The 14,778-nt window shown below is 56.6% G+C and carries 13 protein-coding genes; 5 read left to right on the forward strand and 8 right to left on the reverse strand.

Translation table 11 applies throughout. The annotated features are described in order from the left end of the window. Positions 1–7 precede the first annotated feature (7 nt). The 4 genes from ALIPUT_RS06275 to ALIPUT_RS06290 form a co-directional block, all read right to left on the reverse strand. Positions 8–910: a phosphate acyltransferase gene (locus ALIPUT_RS06275; RefSeq protein WP_004328941.1), complete on the reverse strand. Its 903-nt coding sequence runs from the start codon at positions 908–910 to the stop codon at positions 8–10. 30 nt (positions 911–940) lie between these two features. Beyond that, complete coding sequence (locus ALIPUT_RS06280; protein WP_004328942.1) at positions 941–2,146, reverse strand: acetate/propionate family kinase; 1,206 nt, start codon at positions 2,144–2,146, stop codon at positions 941–943. 45 nt (positions 2,147–2,191) lie between these two features. Further along, complete coding sequence (locus tag ALIPUT_RS06285) at positions 2,192–2,563, reverse strand: fluoride efflux transporter FluC (protein ID WP_004328943.1); 372 nt, start codon at positions 2,561–2,563, stop codon at positions 2,192–2,194. A gap of 108 nt (positions 2,564–2,671) precedes the next feature. Beyond that, positions 2,672–3,325 carry a response regulator transcription factor gene (locus tag ALIPUT_RS06290; RefSeq protein WP_004328944.1) on the reverse strand — a complete coding sequence of 218 codons (654 nt, stop codon included), beginning with the start codon at positions 3,323–3,325 and terminating at the stop codon, positions 2,672–2,674. Positions 3,326–3,450: 125 nt separating this feature from the next. Here ALIPUT_RS06290 and ALIPUT_RS06295 point away from each other — a divergent pair, with 125 nt between their 5' ends. The 3 genes from ALIPUT_RS06295 (at position 3,451) to yidC (ending at position 9,430) form a co-directional block, all read left to right on the forward strand. After that, the gene (locus ALIPUT_RS06295) at positions 3,451–5,415 is read left to right on the forward strand and encodes a DUF349 domain-containing protein (RefSeq protein WP_227088887.1); all 1,965 of its coding nucleotides are present in this window, start codon (positions 3,451–3,453) and stop codon (positions 5,413–5,415) included. 379 nt (positions 5,416–5,794) lie between these two features. Continuing rightward, complete coding sequence (locus tag ALIPUT_RS06300; protein ID WP_004328946.1) at positions 5,795–7,423, forward strand: CTP synthase; 1,629 nt, start codon at positions 5,795–5,797, stop codon at positions 7,421–7,423. 45 nt (positions 7,424–7,468) lie between these two features. After that, complete coding sequence (yidC, locus tag ALIPUT_RS06305; protein ID WP_004328947.1) at positions 7,469–9,430, forward strand: membrane protein insertase YidC; 1,962 nt, start codon at positions 7,469–7,471, stop codon at positions 9,428–9,430. Between the two features lie 140 nt (positions 9,431–9,570). On the opposite strand, the gene ALIPUT_RS06310 is transcribed toward yidC, so the two are convergent. Genes ALIPUT_RS06310 through ALIPUT_RS06325 form a run of 4 tightly spaced genes read right to left on the reverse strand, consistent with a single transcriptional unit; the run spans position 9,571 to position 13,842 of the window. Next, entirely contained in the window at positions 9,571–10,065 is a 495-nt protein-coding gene (locus tag ALIPUT_RS06310; protein WP_004328948.1) for a prolyl-tRNA synthetase associated domain-containing protein, read from the reverse strand. 32 nt (positions 10,066–10,097) lie between these two features. Beyond that, positions 10,098–11,291: a class I SAM-dependent rRNA methyltransferase gene (locus tag ALIPUT_RS06315; RefSeq protein ID WP_187117652.1), complete on the reverse strand. Its 1,194-nt coding sequence runs from the start codon at positions 11,289–11,291 to the stop codon at positions 10,098–10,100. Next, positions 11,291–11,902 carry a 3'-5' exonuclease gene (locus tag ALIPUT_RS06320; RefSeq protein ID WP_004328950.1) on the reverse strand — a complete coding sequence of 204 codons (612 nt, stop codon included), beginning with the start codon at positions 11,900–11,902 and terminating at the stop codon, positions 11,291–11,293. The genes ALIPUT_RS06315 and ALIPUT_RS06320 overlap by 1 nt, the downstream gene beginning before the upstream one ends. A gap of 14 nt (positions 11,903–11,916) precedes the next feature. Continuing rightward, the gene (locus tag ALIPUT_RS06325) at positions 11,917–13,842 is read right to left on the reverse strand and encodes a RecQ family ATP-dependent DNA helicase (protein WP_004328951.1); all 1,926 of its coding nucleotides are present in this window, start codon (positions 13,840–13,842) and stop codon (positions 11,917–11,919) included. Between the two features lie 117 nt (positions 13,843–13,959). Here ALIPUT_RS06325 and ALIPUT_RS06330 point away from each other — a divergent pair, with 117 nt between their 5' ends. After that, complete coding sequence (locus ALIPUT_RS06330) at positions 13,960–14,229, forward strand: PqqD family protein (RefSeq protein WP_004328952.1); 270 nt, start codon at positions 13,960–13,962, stop codon at positions 14,227–14,229. Beyond that, positions 14,226–14,657 carry a hypothetical protein gene (locus ALIPUT_RS06335; RefSeq protein ID WP_004328953.1) on the forward strand — a complete coding sequence of 144 codons (432 nt, stop codon included), beginning with the start codon at positions 14,226–14,228 and terminating at the stop codon, positions 14,655–14,657. Before ALIPUT_RS06330 ends, ALIPUT_RS06335 begins: the two co-directional genes overlap by 4 nt. Positions 14,658–14,778: the final 121 nt, after the last annotated feature.

The following is a 14,778-nucleotide window of genomic DNA, read 5'->3' on the forward strand; positions in this document are numbered from 1 at the left end:
ACCTGAATTATTTAGCGGCCAGACAAGCCAGTGCGATCGAGTAGAGTTTGGTGAGGCTGGAGTCGCCGCGCGAAGTCAGCACGCAGGGAACTTTGGTTCCCATGACCATCGCTGCGATCTCGCCGCCGCCCATGTGCGTGGAAGCCTTGAAGAAGACGTTGCCCGATTCGATGTTGGGGAAGAGCAGGCAGTCCGCATCGCCTGCGACGGAAGAACCCTTGACCTTCTTGATCTCGGCGGCTTCCTTGTAAAGCGCTACGTCGAGCGACAGCGGACCGTCGATGACGACGTTACCCAGCTGTCCGCGATCGCCCATCTTGGCGAGCAGAGCGGCTTCGGTCGAGGAGAGCACGCTCGGCAACAGCTGCTCCGAAGGTGCGATGCAGGCGATCTTCGGCGTCTTGATACCGATCAGGTTGGCGATGCGCGTCAGGTAGCCGATCAGGATGGTTTTCTGTTTGAAGTCGGGCTGCGGAATCACCGCTACGTCCGAGATGACCAGCAACTTGGGATAGTTCGGCATTTCGACTACCGCTACGTGGCTCAACGTGCCTTTCGGGGGGAACAGACCTGCGTCCTTGTTCAGGATGCCGCGCATGTACTTGTCCGTGGAAACCAGACCCTTCATCAGTACGTCGGCCTCGCCCGTAACGACGGCATTGACAGCCAGATTGACGCACTTCACGTCGTTGCTCTCGGGGATTATTTTGAAAATGTTGCAATCGATATTCTCTTCCTTGCAAACCTGCTCGATGATCTTGGGATCGCCGAACAGAATCGGCTCTACCAGACCTTCCTTATAAGCTGCATAGACGGCTGCCAGCGTGTGGGCGTCCTGACCGTAAGCGACTGCAAGGCGCTTCTTACCTTTTTTTCTTGCCTCTTCGACAATTTCACTCAAATGTTGCATGGGTTGTGTGTTTTTAATATAATTGTTTGGTTATTTATTGACGATTTCGTAAGTGTCGGTGGCGATGACCAGCTCCTCGTTGGTCGGAACGACGGCCACCTTGACCTTCGAATCCGCTGCGGAAATGATCTTGTTTTCGCCGCGAAGACCTTCGTTGATCTTCCGGTCGAAGTGCACGCCCATAAATTCGAGGCCTTCGCAGACCTCCTTGCGGGTTTCGGGTGAGTTCTCTCCGACGCCGCCCGTGAAAACGATCAGATCGACGCCGCCCATTTCGGCCGCGTATTCGCCGACGAATTTCTTGATGCGCAGGCAGTACATGTCGCGGGCGAGGATCGCACGCGGATTACCCTCTTCATAGGCTTTGTCGATGTCGCGCATGTCGCTCGATACGCCCGATACGCCGAAGACGCCCGATTGCTTGTTGAGCATGTTGTTCACTTCGGCATAGCTCATTTGCTCCTTTTCGCCGATGAAGGTGACCGCGCTCGGATCGACGTTGCCGCAGCGGGTGCCCATGACCAGACCATCGACCGGCGAGAAGCCCATCGAGGTATCGTAGGACTTGCCGTTCAGCACGGCCGTGATCGAACCGCCGTTGCCGATATGACAGGTAATAATCTTGGAGTTATTGATATCCAGACCGGCGAGTTTGGCGCCTTCGCGGGCGACGAACTTGTGGCTCGTGCCGTGGAAGCCGTACTTGCGGATGCCGTATTTCTGGTAGTACTCGTAGGGCAGGGCGTACATGAAGTTGGTTGCGGGAAGCGTCTGGTGGAACGAGGTGTCGAATACGGCTACCTGTTTCACGCCGGGAAGGACTTTTTCGATGGAAAGAATACCTTCCAAGTTGGCCGGATTGTGCAGTGGAGCGATCTGGAACAGTGAGCGGATCTTCTCCTGGACCTGTTTGGTTACCAGACAGCTCTCCGGGAAAAATTCGCCGCCGTGCGCTACGCGGTGACCGACGGCCTTCACTTCGTCGAGCGACCGGATTACGCCGTGCACGGGGTCGGTCAGGGCCTGAAGCACCAGGCTGATGCCCGTCGTGTGGTCGGGAATCGGCTGGTGGAGTTCGAACTTCTCCTTGCCGACGGGTTTGTGCGTGAGATCGCCTTCAGGAAGGCCGATGCGCTCGACCAGACCTTTGGCGAGCAGTTTGCTGGACTGGGCTTCCATGTCGATCACCTGGTATTTGATCGAAGAACTGCCGCAGTTGAGTACTAAAATGACCATTTCAGTTGTTTTGTAAAAATTATTTTGTTGTTTCCTTGTTCGTTGTCAGCGTTTCAGCAACCGTCCCAATGCGGCGCCCAACAGGATGCAGCACACGCATGCCGCAAAATTGAGCGCGATGCAAAGTCCGGCCGCCGTGTAGTCGCCGCTTTTAAGCATCCGCACCACGTCGGAAGAAAAAGTGGAAAAGGTAGTGAATCCTCCGCAGAATCCTACGCTCAACAGCCACGACGCAGTTCCTGCGCCCAGCATCTCCAGCAAAAAGCCCATCAGCAACGATCCGGCGGCATTGACCGTGAAAGTGCCGGCCGGGAAGCCCAACAGGGACTGTTCGGCCAGCCATACGTAGGATACCAAGTACCTCGACATACTGCCCAGGGCCCCTCCGATTCCTACTGCCACGATCTCGCGGATCATTTCGTCGAAAATGCGTTTTTACTTAAGACTTTGCAAATTTACGCAAAATTTAATTACGGATCGTAAGGTTTTCCGGAATTTTTGTGATAAATTTTGGACTATCTGTGGTTAATTTTCGTATTTGTACCCCATACCCTTTACGGTCGAGATGTGTCCGTCTCCGATTTTTTGTCGGATTTTGCGGACGTGGACGTCGATCGTGCGGTCGCCGACGACCACGCTGTCGCCCCAGATGCGGGAGTAGATCTCTTCCCGGGAGAAGAGTTTTCCGGGAGAGGAGGCGAGCAGGGCGAGCAGGGCGAACTCCTTGCGGGGCAGTTCGATACGTTCTCCGTTGCGGATTACCAGATGTCGTTCCCGGTCGATGACCAGCGAAGCCGGTTTGTCGGCGGCTACCCGTTTGAGGATCGCCTGGATGCGGCTTATCAGAAGTTTGGGCTTGATCGGCTTGGAAATATAGTCGTCGGCTCCGGCTCCGAACCCTGCGAGCTGTTGCTCCTCTTCGCCGAGGGCCGAGAGAAAGACGACCATCGTCTCCTTCAGCGCCGGGTCGCAGCGCAGGGCCCGGCAGGTTTCGATGCCGTCCATCGTGGGCATCATCACGTCGAGCAGGATCAGGTGCGGCCGATGTGCCGCAGCCTGTTGCAAACCTTCGGCTCCGTTGCGGGCCGTATATACTTCGTAGCCCGCCTTGGTCAGGTTGTAACGGATGAATTCGAGGATGTCGTCTTCGTCGTCGATGAGCAGGATGCGATGACTCATAAGAGCGTGCGTAATTTTTGCGAAGATAATAAATTTATCGGCAAATCCTGTGCGGGGGCCGGAAAAATGGTTATATTTGCAAGGTTTATATGGTTTTGCAAACCGTAAGATTAAAATCAGACAAGATGGCTACTGAAAATTCTACTCTTCCTGTTTCCGGGGAACATCTCGACTCTTCCGTAGTTGAGGATACGCAGAACAATTCCGTGCCCGCAGATGGCGGGGAAACGAATGCCGCAGTTGCGGACGATACCGACGTGCCGACACAGAGTCGGGTGGACTTCGCCGACGAAGATGCAGCACTGGCTGCCGAAAACGCAGGGCTCGACCTGGGCGAGGCTTCGCCCGAGGAGGAGGCCGCAGGCGGGGACGCGGCCGGCAGCGACCTGGCGGGCAAGTCGAAGGAGGAGTTGCTGGCGATTTTCGCCAGGATGCTCGAAGAGCGCCCGGTGCAGTCCCTGCGCCGGGATGTGGAGGCCCTCAAGATAGCGTTTTACAAATTGCGTCGGGCGGAGTCCGATGCCGCACGAAGGGCTTTTGTCGAAGCCGGCGGTGCGGAGGGTGAATTCGTTTCCGAGCCGGATCCGGCGGAGTTGCGTTTCAAGGATCTTTTCCGGGAGTACCGCCGTCTGCGGGACGAGTTCGTCGCCGGACTCGAAGCGGCCAAGGAGGAGAACCTCAAGATAAAGTTGCAGATCATCGAGGAACTCAAGGAGCTGGCTTCGTCGGACGAAATGCTCAACCAGACTTTCAACAAGTTCCGGGAGTTGCAGCATCGTTGGAAAGAGACCGGGGTGGTGCCCCAGCAGAATGTGAAGGATCTGTGGGAGACCTACAACCTGCACGTGGAGAATTTCTACAATTTCATCAAGATCAACAAGGAGTTGCGCGATCTCGACCTGAAGAAGAATTACGAGCAGAAGCTGGCCTTGTGCGAACAGGCCGAAGCGCTGGTGCTCGAACCGTCGATCGTCGAAGCGTTCCACAAACTGCAGAAGTTGCACGACGAATGGCGTGAAATCGGCCCTGTGGCCAATGAATATAAAGAGGTGCTGTGGAATCGTTTCAAGGAGGCTTCGAGCCGTATCAACAAGCAGCATCAGGAGTTTTTCGAGAATATCAAGCAGGAGCAGCTCCGCAATCTGGAGCTCAAGAGCGAGCTTTGCGTCAAAGCCGAAGAGCTGGCGCAGCAGCCGCTGACTTCGCGCAAAGAGTGGAACAAGGCGAGCGAGAAGCTCTTCGAGATACAGAAAGTCTGGAAAACGATCGGATTCGCTCCCAAGAAAGATAACAATGCCATCTACGAGCGGTTTCGCAATGCCTGCGACAAGTTCTTCGAGGCCAAGCGTGCCTATTATGCCGGGTTGAAGGGCGAGATGGAGCACAACCTCCAGCTCAAGACCGAGTTGTGCGAGGCGGCCGAAGCGCTGCGCGACAGCGAGGAGTGGAAGAAGACGACCGACGAGCTGATCGCTTTGCAGGCCAAGTGGAAGCAGACGGGGGCCGTGTCGCGCCGCTATTCCGACCAGATATGGAAACGGTTCCGTGCGGCGTGCGACGCTTTCTTCGAGCGCAAGTCCCGACATTTCGCTGCAGTGGACGATCAGTACGGGGAGAACCTCCGTCGCAAAGAGGCTCTGTTGGAGGAGATGGCTGCGGCCGATATTCTGGCGGGCGGCTTCGAGATGATTCGTGATTTCCAGCGTCGCTGGGGCGAAATCGGGTTCGTGCCCATCAAGCAGAAGGAGGCGATTCAAAAACGTTACAAGGAGGTGGTCGATAAGATGTTCGATACCCTGCGCGGTTCGGAGCGCGACCGTTCGATGGACCGTTTCAAGGAGAAGGTCTCCTCGCTCAAGGCCTCGGGCGACCGGCGTCTGCGCACGGAGCGCGACCGGCTCTACAACAAAGTCCGCCAGTTGGAGCAGGATATCGCCTTGTTGGAGAACAACATCGGATTCTTCTCCAAGTCGAAGAACGCCGAGGCGATGATCGCCGAGGTGCGGGCCAAGATCGAGCGGGCCAAACAGGAAATGCAGGCCGCTATCGAAAAAGTGAAACTCATCGATCAGGAGGAGAATAAGGAATAACCCGCCGAAGACGGTGTGTCATAACAGGCAAATTACTTCGTTATTATCGGTATTACGGCTCGATCATGTACGTCGGGTACACGTTCTTCGCCGTGAACCTCGATGCTTGGTATTTTTACCTGTTCTTATACATGTGAAAGGGGATGCGCCGAATTTCTCAATTTGACACATCCCTTTCCGGTGAGGAAACTTCTTTGTGGGGATAGCGGTGTATTTTATGTGAGTCCGGCCCTCGGAGCGGGAAGGTTTCCGGAGCGGTCTTCGAAAGCGGTTCCGGAACGATGTTTTAATAGGCAAGTGGAGAACCGGGCGTTCCGGCTTAAGGGTTGAAACGGAGCCGGATAAACGACGGTGCAAACAAAATAATTCGAAACAGATAATGAAACTCAGCAAACCCAAGTACATTTTCGTGACGGGCGGCGTGGCTTCGTCGCTCGGTAAAGGCATTATTTCGGCGTCGATCGCCCGCTTGCTGCAGGCACGCGGCTATTCGGTGACGATTCAGAAACTGGATCCCTATATCAATATCGACCCCGGAACCCTGAATCCTTACGAGCACGGAGAGTGTTACGTGACCGAAGACGGTGCGGAAACCGACCTCGACCTGGGCCATTACGAGCGTTTCACTTCGATTACGACCAGCCATGCCAACAACGTGACCACCGGTAAGATTTATCAGTGCGTGATTGACAAGGAGCGCAAGGGCGAGTACCTGGGCAAGACCGTGCAGGTCATTCCTCATATCACGGACGAAATCAAGCGCCGCATTCAACTGTTGGCGCAGCGCAAGGAGTACGACGTAATCATCACCGAGATCGGCGGTACGGTGGGCGACATCGAGTCGCTGCCCTTCATCGAATCGGTGCGTCAGTTGCGTTACCAGCTTGGAGCCCGCAATACGGCGCTGGTTCATCTGACGCTCATTCCTTACCTGGCCGCTTCCGGCGAGTTGAAGACCAAGCCGACCCAACATTCGGTCAAGACCTTGCTCGAGAACGGTTTGCAGCCCGATATTCTGGTGCTGCGCACCGAGCATCCGCTCTCTGCGGAGCTCAGGCGCAAGGTGGCGCTCTTCTGCAACGTGGATGCCAACGCGGTGATGGAGTCGATCGACGTACCGACGATCTACGAAGTGCCGCTGGTGATGCACCGTCAGCATCTGGACGAGGTGGTGCTCAGCAAGCTCGACCTTCCGTCGGAGCAGGAACCCGACTTGAGTTCGTTGCAGGCTTTCGTCGATAAGGTGAAGAATCCCAAGCGGACGATCGACATCGCCCTGGTGGGTAAATATACGGAACTTCCCGATGCTTACAAGTCGATCTGCGAGTCCTTTATTCAAGCCGGTGCGGTGAACGACTGCAAGGTGAAGTTGCATTACGTGAATTCGGAGAAGATAGACGCTTCGAACGTCGGGGAGAAGCTCGGCAAAATGGCCGGTATTCTCGTGGCTCCGGGGTTCGGCAACCGGGGAATCGAGGGGAAGATCGAAGCGGTGCACTTTGCGCGGACTCACCGTATTCCGTTCCTGGGAATCTGTCTGGGTATGCAGTGCGCCGTGATCGAATTCGCTCGCAACGTACTGGGCTTCAAGGATGCCACCTCGACAGAAATGGACCCGGCGACGAAGCATCCGGTCATCGACCTGATGGAGGAACAGAAGGGCATTACCGCCAAAGGCGGCACGATGCGTCTGGGAGCTTACCCCTGCTCGCTGGTGCCGGGATCGAAAGCTGCGCAGGCTTACGGTACGACTCAGATTCAGGAGCGTCATCGCCACCGCTACGAATTCAACAGCGAATACCTGAAGGATTTCGAGAGCCACGGAATGAAAGCCGTCGGTGCGAACCCCGATACGGGGCTGGTCGAAGTGGTCGAAATTCCCGACCATCCCTGGTTCGTCGGTACGCAATACCATCCCGAATACAAGAGCACCGTACAGCGGCCTCATCCGCTTTTCGTCGCGTTCGTAGCTGCGGCGCTGGCGGGAAAAGACGATAAGAAAAAATAGTTTGCAACCTTGCTTCGGGGTATCCTCAAAGAATTTAGATTACGCATGGATAAAAAATCAATCGCCGGAATTGTCATCGTGGCCCTGATCTTCCTGGGTTTCACGTTCTATAATTCGCATCAACAGAAAAAGTATCAGGAACAGCTCATGGCGTACAACGCCGAACAGGCGCGTATCCAAGCCGAGCAGGATTCGCTCTTGGCGCTCAACGCTCCGCTGCCGACTGCGGATTCCGCAGCTATTGCGGCTGCGGGAGAGCGGTTGTCCGGGGACAGCCTGCAGGCGCAGCGTCGGATCATGCAGTTCGGAGAGCTGCTGGCTGCGGCGCAGCAGGCCGAAGCCGAGGAGTTCACCGTGGAGAACGAGGTATTGAAGATCGATTTCTCGACGCGTGGCGGCCAGGTCAAGGATGTTACGCTGAAGGATTACACCAAGTATGCACCTCGTGACGAGCGGAATCAGCCGGTGCGGCTTTTCGATCCGGCAACGGCCAATTTCGCCCTGACGTTCTATGTGAAGAATGGTCATAACAACGTGTTGGTCAATACGGCGGATTACACCTTCAATCTGGTGTCGATGGAGAAGGATGCCGACGGTGCGCAGCGCATCACGATGGATCTGCCGGTGGCGCGTGACGCCGTGTTACGGTACGAGTATGTCGTTTATAACATACAGTCGCCGGCGCGGGATTATCTGGTCGATCTGAATGTCTATCTGAAAAATATGGCGCCGCAGATGGCCAGCCAGACGACTATCGGCATCGACTGGAGCAACCGGTCCTATCAGAATGAGAAAGGGTTTCAGAACGAGAATACCTATACGACCATCTATTACCGGGCTCCCGGCGAGTCGTCGGCCGACGACCTGGGGATAAGCGACGGGGAGAAGCAGAAGACGGTTTCGTCGTCGCTCAACTGGGTGGCTTTCAAGCAGCAGTTCTTCTCGTCGGTGATGATCGCCCCGGAGAACTTCTCCTACGCTGATATGAAGTTTACGACGGCGGAAAAAGGTTCGGGTTACATAAAGGATTTTTCGGCTAAATTGACGGTTCCCTATACGGCGCAAACTGACCATTACAACTTCGCCTTCTATTTCGGTCCGAACAAATACGCCATTCTCAAGCATGTGGCGACGACCGAGGGGGACGACGAACTGCATCTGGAGCGGTTGATTCCGCTCGGCTGGGGTATTTTCGGCTGGGTGAACCGCTGGTTCGTGATTCCGGTGTTCGATTTCCTGCGTCAGTTTATCCCGAGTTTCGGCCTGATTATCCTGATCTTGGCCGTGCTGGTGAAGGTCATCATCTCGCCGCTGACCTATAAGAGTTACATATCGACGGCCAAGATGCGCGTCATCAAGCCCGAGGTTGATGAGCTGGCCAAGAAATATCCGCGCCAGGAGGATGCCATGAAGCGCCAGCAGGCGACGATGGAGCTCTACAAGAAGGCCGGTATCAACCCGATGGGCGGTTGTATCCCGCTGTTGATCCAGATGCCGATCATCATTGCGATGTTCCGCTTCTTCCCCGCTTCGATCGAGCTGCGCGGCCAGCATTTCCTTTGGGCCGACGACCTTTCGTCGTACGACAGCGTGTTGTCGCTGCCGTTCAACATTCCCTTCTACGGAGATCACGTGAGCCTGTTCGCCCTGTTGATGACCGTTGCGCTGTTCGCCTTCTCGTATATCAATTACCAGCAGACGGCTTCGTCGCAGCCCCAGATGGCCGGCATGAAGTTTATGATGGTTTATCTGATGCCGGTGATGATGCTCCTGTGGTTCAACAGTTATTCGAGCGGTCTGACTTACTACTACTTCCTGGCCAACATTCTCACGATCGGACAGACGCTCGTGATCCGCCGGATGATCGACGACGAGAAAATTCATGCCGTGATGCAGGCCAATGCCGCGAAAAACAAGAACAGGAAGAAATCCAAGTTCCAGTTGCGTTACGAAGAGTTGCTGCGTCAGCAGGAGGAGGCGCAAAGGAACGCTTCCCGACGGAAATAACCGAAAGGTGCGAAGAGTTCCCTAACAAGTTTTCGAAATTGAAAATCACCCCTGTCAGAGTTCATCCTGACAGGGGTGATAACTTATTCGGACTGTTAGAGAGCCCCTTCATTCGCACGGCGCTGTGGATTTCAGGCGTGTCAGTCGTAGAGGTCGAGGTATTCGTACGTATTTCCGACCAGGGAGAGGTAGCGTTCAAATTCGGGGCGGGAAATGACCACCGTGGCTCGGCAATCGTTGGGGTGGAAACTCAAACTGTCGCACGTTTGCAGATGACGGTCTAAAAAGAGATGTACGTGGTGTTCCGCATCGTTGATAAGGCCGAACGGCGACACGGAACCCGGTTCGAGCCCTAGGTAGCGTTCCATGCGCTGCGGCGAGGCGAAGGTGAGTTTGCCCTGCCGCAGTCGGTGTTCCAGATCGTGAATCGCCAGCGAGCGGTCGCAGTCGAAACAGACCAAATAATGACGGTCGCCCTTGTGGTTGCGGAAGAAGAGGTTTTTGCAATGTTTCGACCCGTCCTCGCGCCAATGTGCCTTGGCCTCTTCGATGGTCGGGGAAGCCGGGTGGTGATAGATGTCGTACCGGATTTTGTGTCTGTCGAGAAATTCCCGGACGATCGTTTCGCGTTCCATATCGACTATTTGGATTCGGTTCGAGAGCGGATTTATTCGACGTAAAGTACCAATCCCTTGAGGTATTCGCCTTCGGGATGATAGATGTTGATCGGATGGTCGGCGGGCTGGGTCAGTTGGTGCAGGATGCGGACCTTGCGTCCGGCGATGGCTGCGGCCGAGAAGACCGTGGTGCGGAACAACTCCTTGCTGACCGCCTGCGAACAGGAGAAAGTGAAGAGGAGCCCTCCGCTTTTGATCTGCGCCAGCGCCCGGGCATTGAGCCGCTTGTAGCCCTGCATGGCATTGCCCAGCACTTTGTGGTGCTTGGCGAAGGCCGGCGGGTCGAGGATGATCATGTCGTACCGGTCGCCGATGTCCTTGAGGTATTCGACGGCATCGACGGCCAGCGAAGTGTGGGGAGCCTCTTCTCCGAAGTTGAGCCGAACGTTGGCGTCGGCCAGGGCGACGGCCCGCTCCGAGGAGTCGATCGAGCATACTTCGCGTGCCCCGCCCGCAAGAGCATATACCGAAAATCCGCCCGTGTAGCAGAAGGTATTGAGGACCGTGCGTCCTCGGGCGTAGCGGCGTACCAGTTCGCGGTTGAAGCGCTGGTCGATAAAGAAGCCCGTTTTCTGCCCCTCTTCCCAATTGACCAGGAATTTTTCGCCGTTTTCGAGCACGGTGCGGGGCATTCCTCCCGTTTTGCCGTAAAGGTACCCGTCCACGGGATTCAGGCCGGCCTTGAACGGTACGGTTTGGGAACTTTTGTCGTAGATGGCGGTAATCCGGTCGCCGTAAACCGTTCGGATCGCATCGGCGATTGTCAGGCGGGCGTGGTACATGCCCACCGAGTGACATTGAATCACGGCGGTCGTGTCGTAAATATCGACGACGAGTCCCGGCAGGGAGTCCCCCTCGCCGTGAACCAGACGGTAGCAGGTGGTGTCGGGGGCATCCGTGAGCCCGAGCGTGCGGCGCACGTCGAGTGCGGTGGAGATCATCCGCTGCCACCAGGCCGTGTCGATCGGTTCCTGTTCGAAGGTGAGCACCCGCACGGCGATCGAACCGATCTGGTAATGTCCCCGGGCGATGAAGTCGCCCGAACGGGTATAGACATCGACGAGGGCACCTTCGGGGATTTCGTTTCCGTCGTAACGGACGGATTCGATCGCGCCCGAGAAAATCCAGGGATGGCGGCGCAGCAACGACTCTTCCTTGCCGCGTCGGAGGTGTATTTGCGGGATCATTTCTTCGTTTTCTTTGGTTTGGGTGTGTGCAGCAGCCGGTCGTAGATACGCGTGCAGACCCAGGCGTCCGTTGCGGCGTAGAACTGCTGCTTGTCGGTGAGTTGTGCGGCTTCCCAGTTGCTCAGGCGCTGGGCTTTGGATACCCGCTGGCCGAGTACGATCGCCGAAAGTTTGCGCAGGCTTTTCTCTTCGATGCCCCACTCTCCGGCGAGCTCCTGAAGATCCACGAAGCCCGCTTCCTGAAAGTGCCGGATGTTGTGCAGTGCCCGCAGGTCGCCCTTTACATCGGCGCCGATTTTCAGGATCTCCTTGTTTTCGAGGATTTTGACGATGGCTTTGTCGAGAGGAATCTTGCAGAGCCGGAACAGGAAGCTCTGTTCCGGCGAGGAGAGTTGCAGCAGTGCGACCCGATTGACGACGCCCGCCCGGAACGAAGGCCGGGTTTCGGTGTCGAACCCGATGACGGGCTGTGCCGCCAGGTAGCGGCAGGCCTCCCTGAGCCTCGGTTCCGAGTCCACGACGACGATCGGGCCCCGGAATTCGATGGCCGGAAGCAGAGCGGCCTCCTCGTTGCTGATGCTATTTTGAAATGTGATCGGTTTGTTCATGAAATCGCGCAAAGTTACCGATTAATCGTGACTTTTCCATCCGGGAGTATGGAAATTTTGCCTTCGCCGCTCAATTTGCGCAGGAGCTCGGCGATTTGTGCCGGATCGGATCGGAGTGCAGCGACGATTTCCCGGGGATCGAGAGCGTCGTTGCGGAGCAGCTCCAGAACGGTCTTTTTCGAGGCTTCCGCCTGCGGAGCGCGGGCGGCGCGTTTGCGGGCGAGGCAGAGGTCGCAGATGCCGCACTCCCGGGGCTCCGGCACTCCGAAATAGGCTTCCAGGAAGGAGCTGCGGCAGCCGGTTTCCGCCGTGGCGTAGGCGAGCATCCGCTCGAATCGTTCGCGGGTCTGTTTCCGGCGCTGCTGGTACGATTCGGGGGAGATGTAGAGATCGGCGGTGGGGAGCCGTTCTTCGTCCATGTAGAGGAGCGGCGAGCGGTTCGAGGGGATGTAGCGGATCACGCGCAGTTGCCAGAGCCGTTTCAGCAGGTCGTGCACCTTTTCGGGCGTATAGCCGCTCCAGGTCGCTATTTCCGTTTCGTCGATGGGGCGGAAGTCGGTGAAAACCCCTTCGTACAGACGCAGCAGAACACGGATGATGTGGTCCAGATCGTCGCGGATCACCCGCAGGCGGTAGAGATCGTCGCGGCTGACGCAGAAGAGGATGCGCGCGGGGTTGGCCGCTTCGTCCAGGAGGGTCATGTAGCCGTTCTGACTCAGGATCTTCAGGGCGTTCTGTACCAGACCCGTATAGAGGTGTTCCCGGGTGCAGAAATCGCGCAGGTTGAATAGAAAGGAACTTTGCGCTCCGTCGCCGATGGCGATCTGGAGGTAGCTGCAGATTTTTTCGTAGATCGAACGGATCTTTTCGAGCGGCGGGTAGTCTGCTTCGAAGCGTTTGGCGATGCGTCCCGCATCGTCGGAAGAAATCAGCAATACGGCATAGCTGCGCCGCCCGTCGCGTCCGGCACGTCCGGCCTCCTGATAGTAGCTTTCGAGCGAGTCGCACATCGTATAATGTACCACGTAGCGGACGTCGGGCTTGTCGATCCCCATCCCGAAGGCATTGGTAGCGACCATGACGGGGGTACGCCCCGAAATCCAGGCTTCCTGCCGCATCGAGCGCTCGGCGTGTCCCAGCCCGCCGTGATAATATTCTGCGGAGATACCTTCGTCGCGCAGGAAAGCCGCGACCTGTTCGGCTCCTTCGCGGGTGCGGACATAGACGATGCCGGAACCGCCGACGTTGCGGATGATCCGCAGGAGCTGTTCGTTTTTGTCGTCGGTATGGCGCACGGCATAAGAGAGGTTGGGACGCGAAAAATCGCTGCGCAGCAGATGGGGTTCCGCGAAGCGCAGCTTTTCCATGATGTCGTCCGCGACGCGCGGTGTGGCCGAGGCCGTGAGAGCCAGCACGGGGACGCCGGGAATCCGCTCGCGCAGCTCGGCGATCCGCAGGTAGGAGGGCCGGAAATCGTAGCCCCATTGGGAGATGCAGTGGGCCTCATCGACGGCGAGAAGCGATACGTTCATTCGCTGCACCCGCAGGCGGAAGGCCTCGGATGCGAGCCGTTCGGGAGCGACGTAGAGGAATTTCACGTCGCCATAGACGCAGTTGTCCAGGTCGATGTCGATCTGCCGGGCCGACAGGCCCGAATGGATCGCCAGAGCACGGATGCCCAGCTTGCGGAGCCGATCGACCTGGTCTTTCATCAGGGCGATCAGCGGGGTGACCACGATGCATACGCCCTCCGAAGCCAGTCCCGGAATTTGATAGGTGAGCGACTTGCCGCCGCCCGTGGGCATCAGGGCCAGCGTATCGCGTCCGGCGAGCACCGAGAGGATGACCTGTTCCTGCACGGGGCGGAACGTGTCGAACCCCCAGTAGCGCTTGAGCAGCGCTGCGATCTGTTGCCGTCTGTTCGGTGCTGTCGATTCCATATACACAAAGGTAGTGTTTTTGGCTTTTACCCGAGCCCGGAGGGGATAAAAAGTGCGTCATATTAGGTTTCTCGAAATATTTTCCTATATTTGCACGTTGAAGAAGAAAACCGACCGATGAGAATCAAAGAGGAATATAAGGTCCGTGAAATGGCAGGCGAGCATATCGTGGTGATGCAGGGCCGTTACGGAGTGGATATGACCAAAGTGATTGCATTGAACGAAACCTCGCTCTGGTTGTGGAACCGGTTGCAGGGACGTGAGTTCGGTACCGACGATGTCCGCGATTTGCTCCTCGGCGAGTACGACGTGGATGCGGAAACCGCCGAGCGCGACGCCCAGGCGTGGGTCGCCCGGCTCAAAACGTGTAATTTAGTCGAAGAATGAGCGTAAAGCTGCGCAGATATATGTCCGTGTGGATGCTGCTGGTCGCCTACTGTTTCTCGGTAGGAGCAGCGGCATACGCCGTACTTTCGTGCCACTGTATGGGGCAGGAGAAAGGCGAGGTGCATATATGCTGCCGGGGTTGCGACATCCATACCGAATGCGATTCGCATTCGGCCGGTTTTAAGGCCGTTTGCTGCGGAGTGGATCACTCCAAGGTGTCGGAGCTATATACTTCCGTATCGTCTTCCCAATGGGAGCGTGATACGAAGGTCATGATCGTCGATCTTCCTGCCATATTGGCAGCGGAGATGACGGCGATTCCGTTCGATTCCGTTCATTGGGCGACGGTTTCTGAACGTCTCTGTCTGGCCCATAGCACGGTCCATCTTCTCTCTTCCGGACTGCGTGCTCCTCCCGTTTTCGTGTAACGACGCATGAAAAAGTGCAGTGCCTGCGTGTACTGTGTTTTTCCTGCAACAGGCCGGTTGCCCGATTTGCAACCGGATTGCAAGAATGGAATATTATTTTTGCATCATGTTTACACAATCA

This window comes from Alistipes putredinis DSM 17216, assembly GCF_000154465.1.
In the GTDB taxonomy this organism is placed as follows: Bacteria; Bacteroidota; Bacteroidia; order Bacteroidales; family Rikenellaceae; genus Alistipes; species Alistipes putredinis.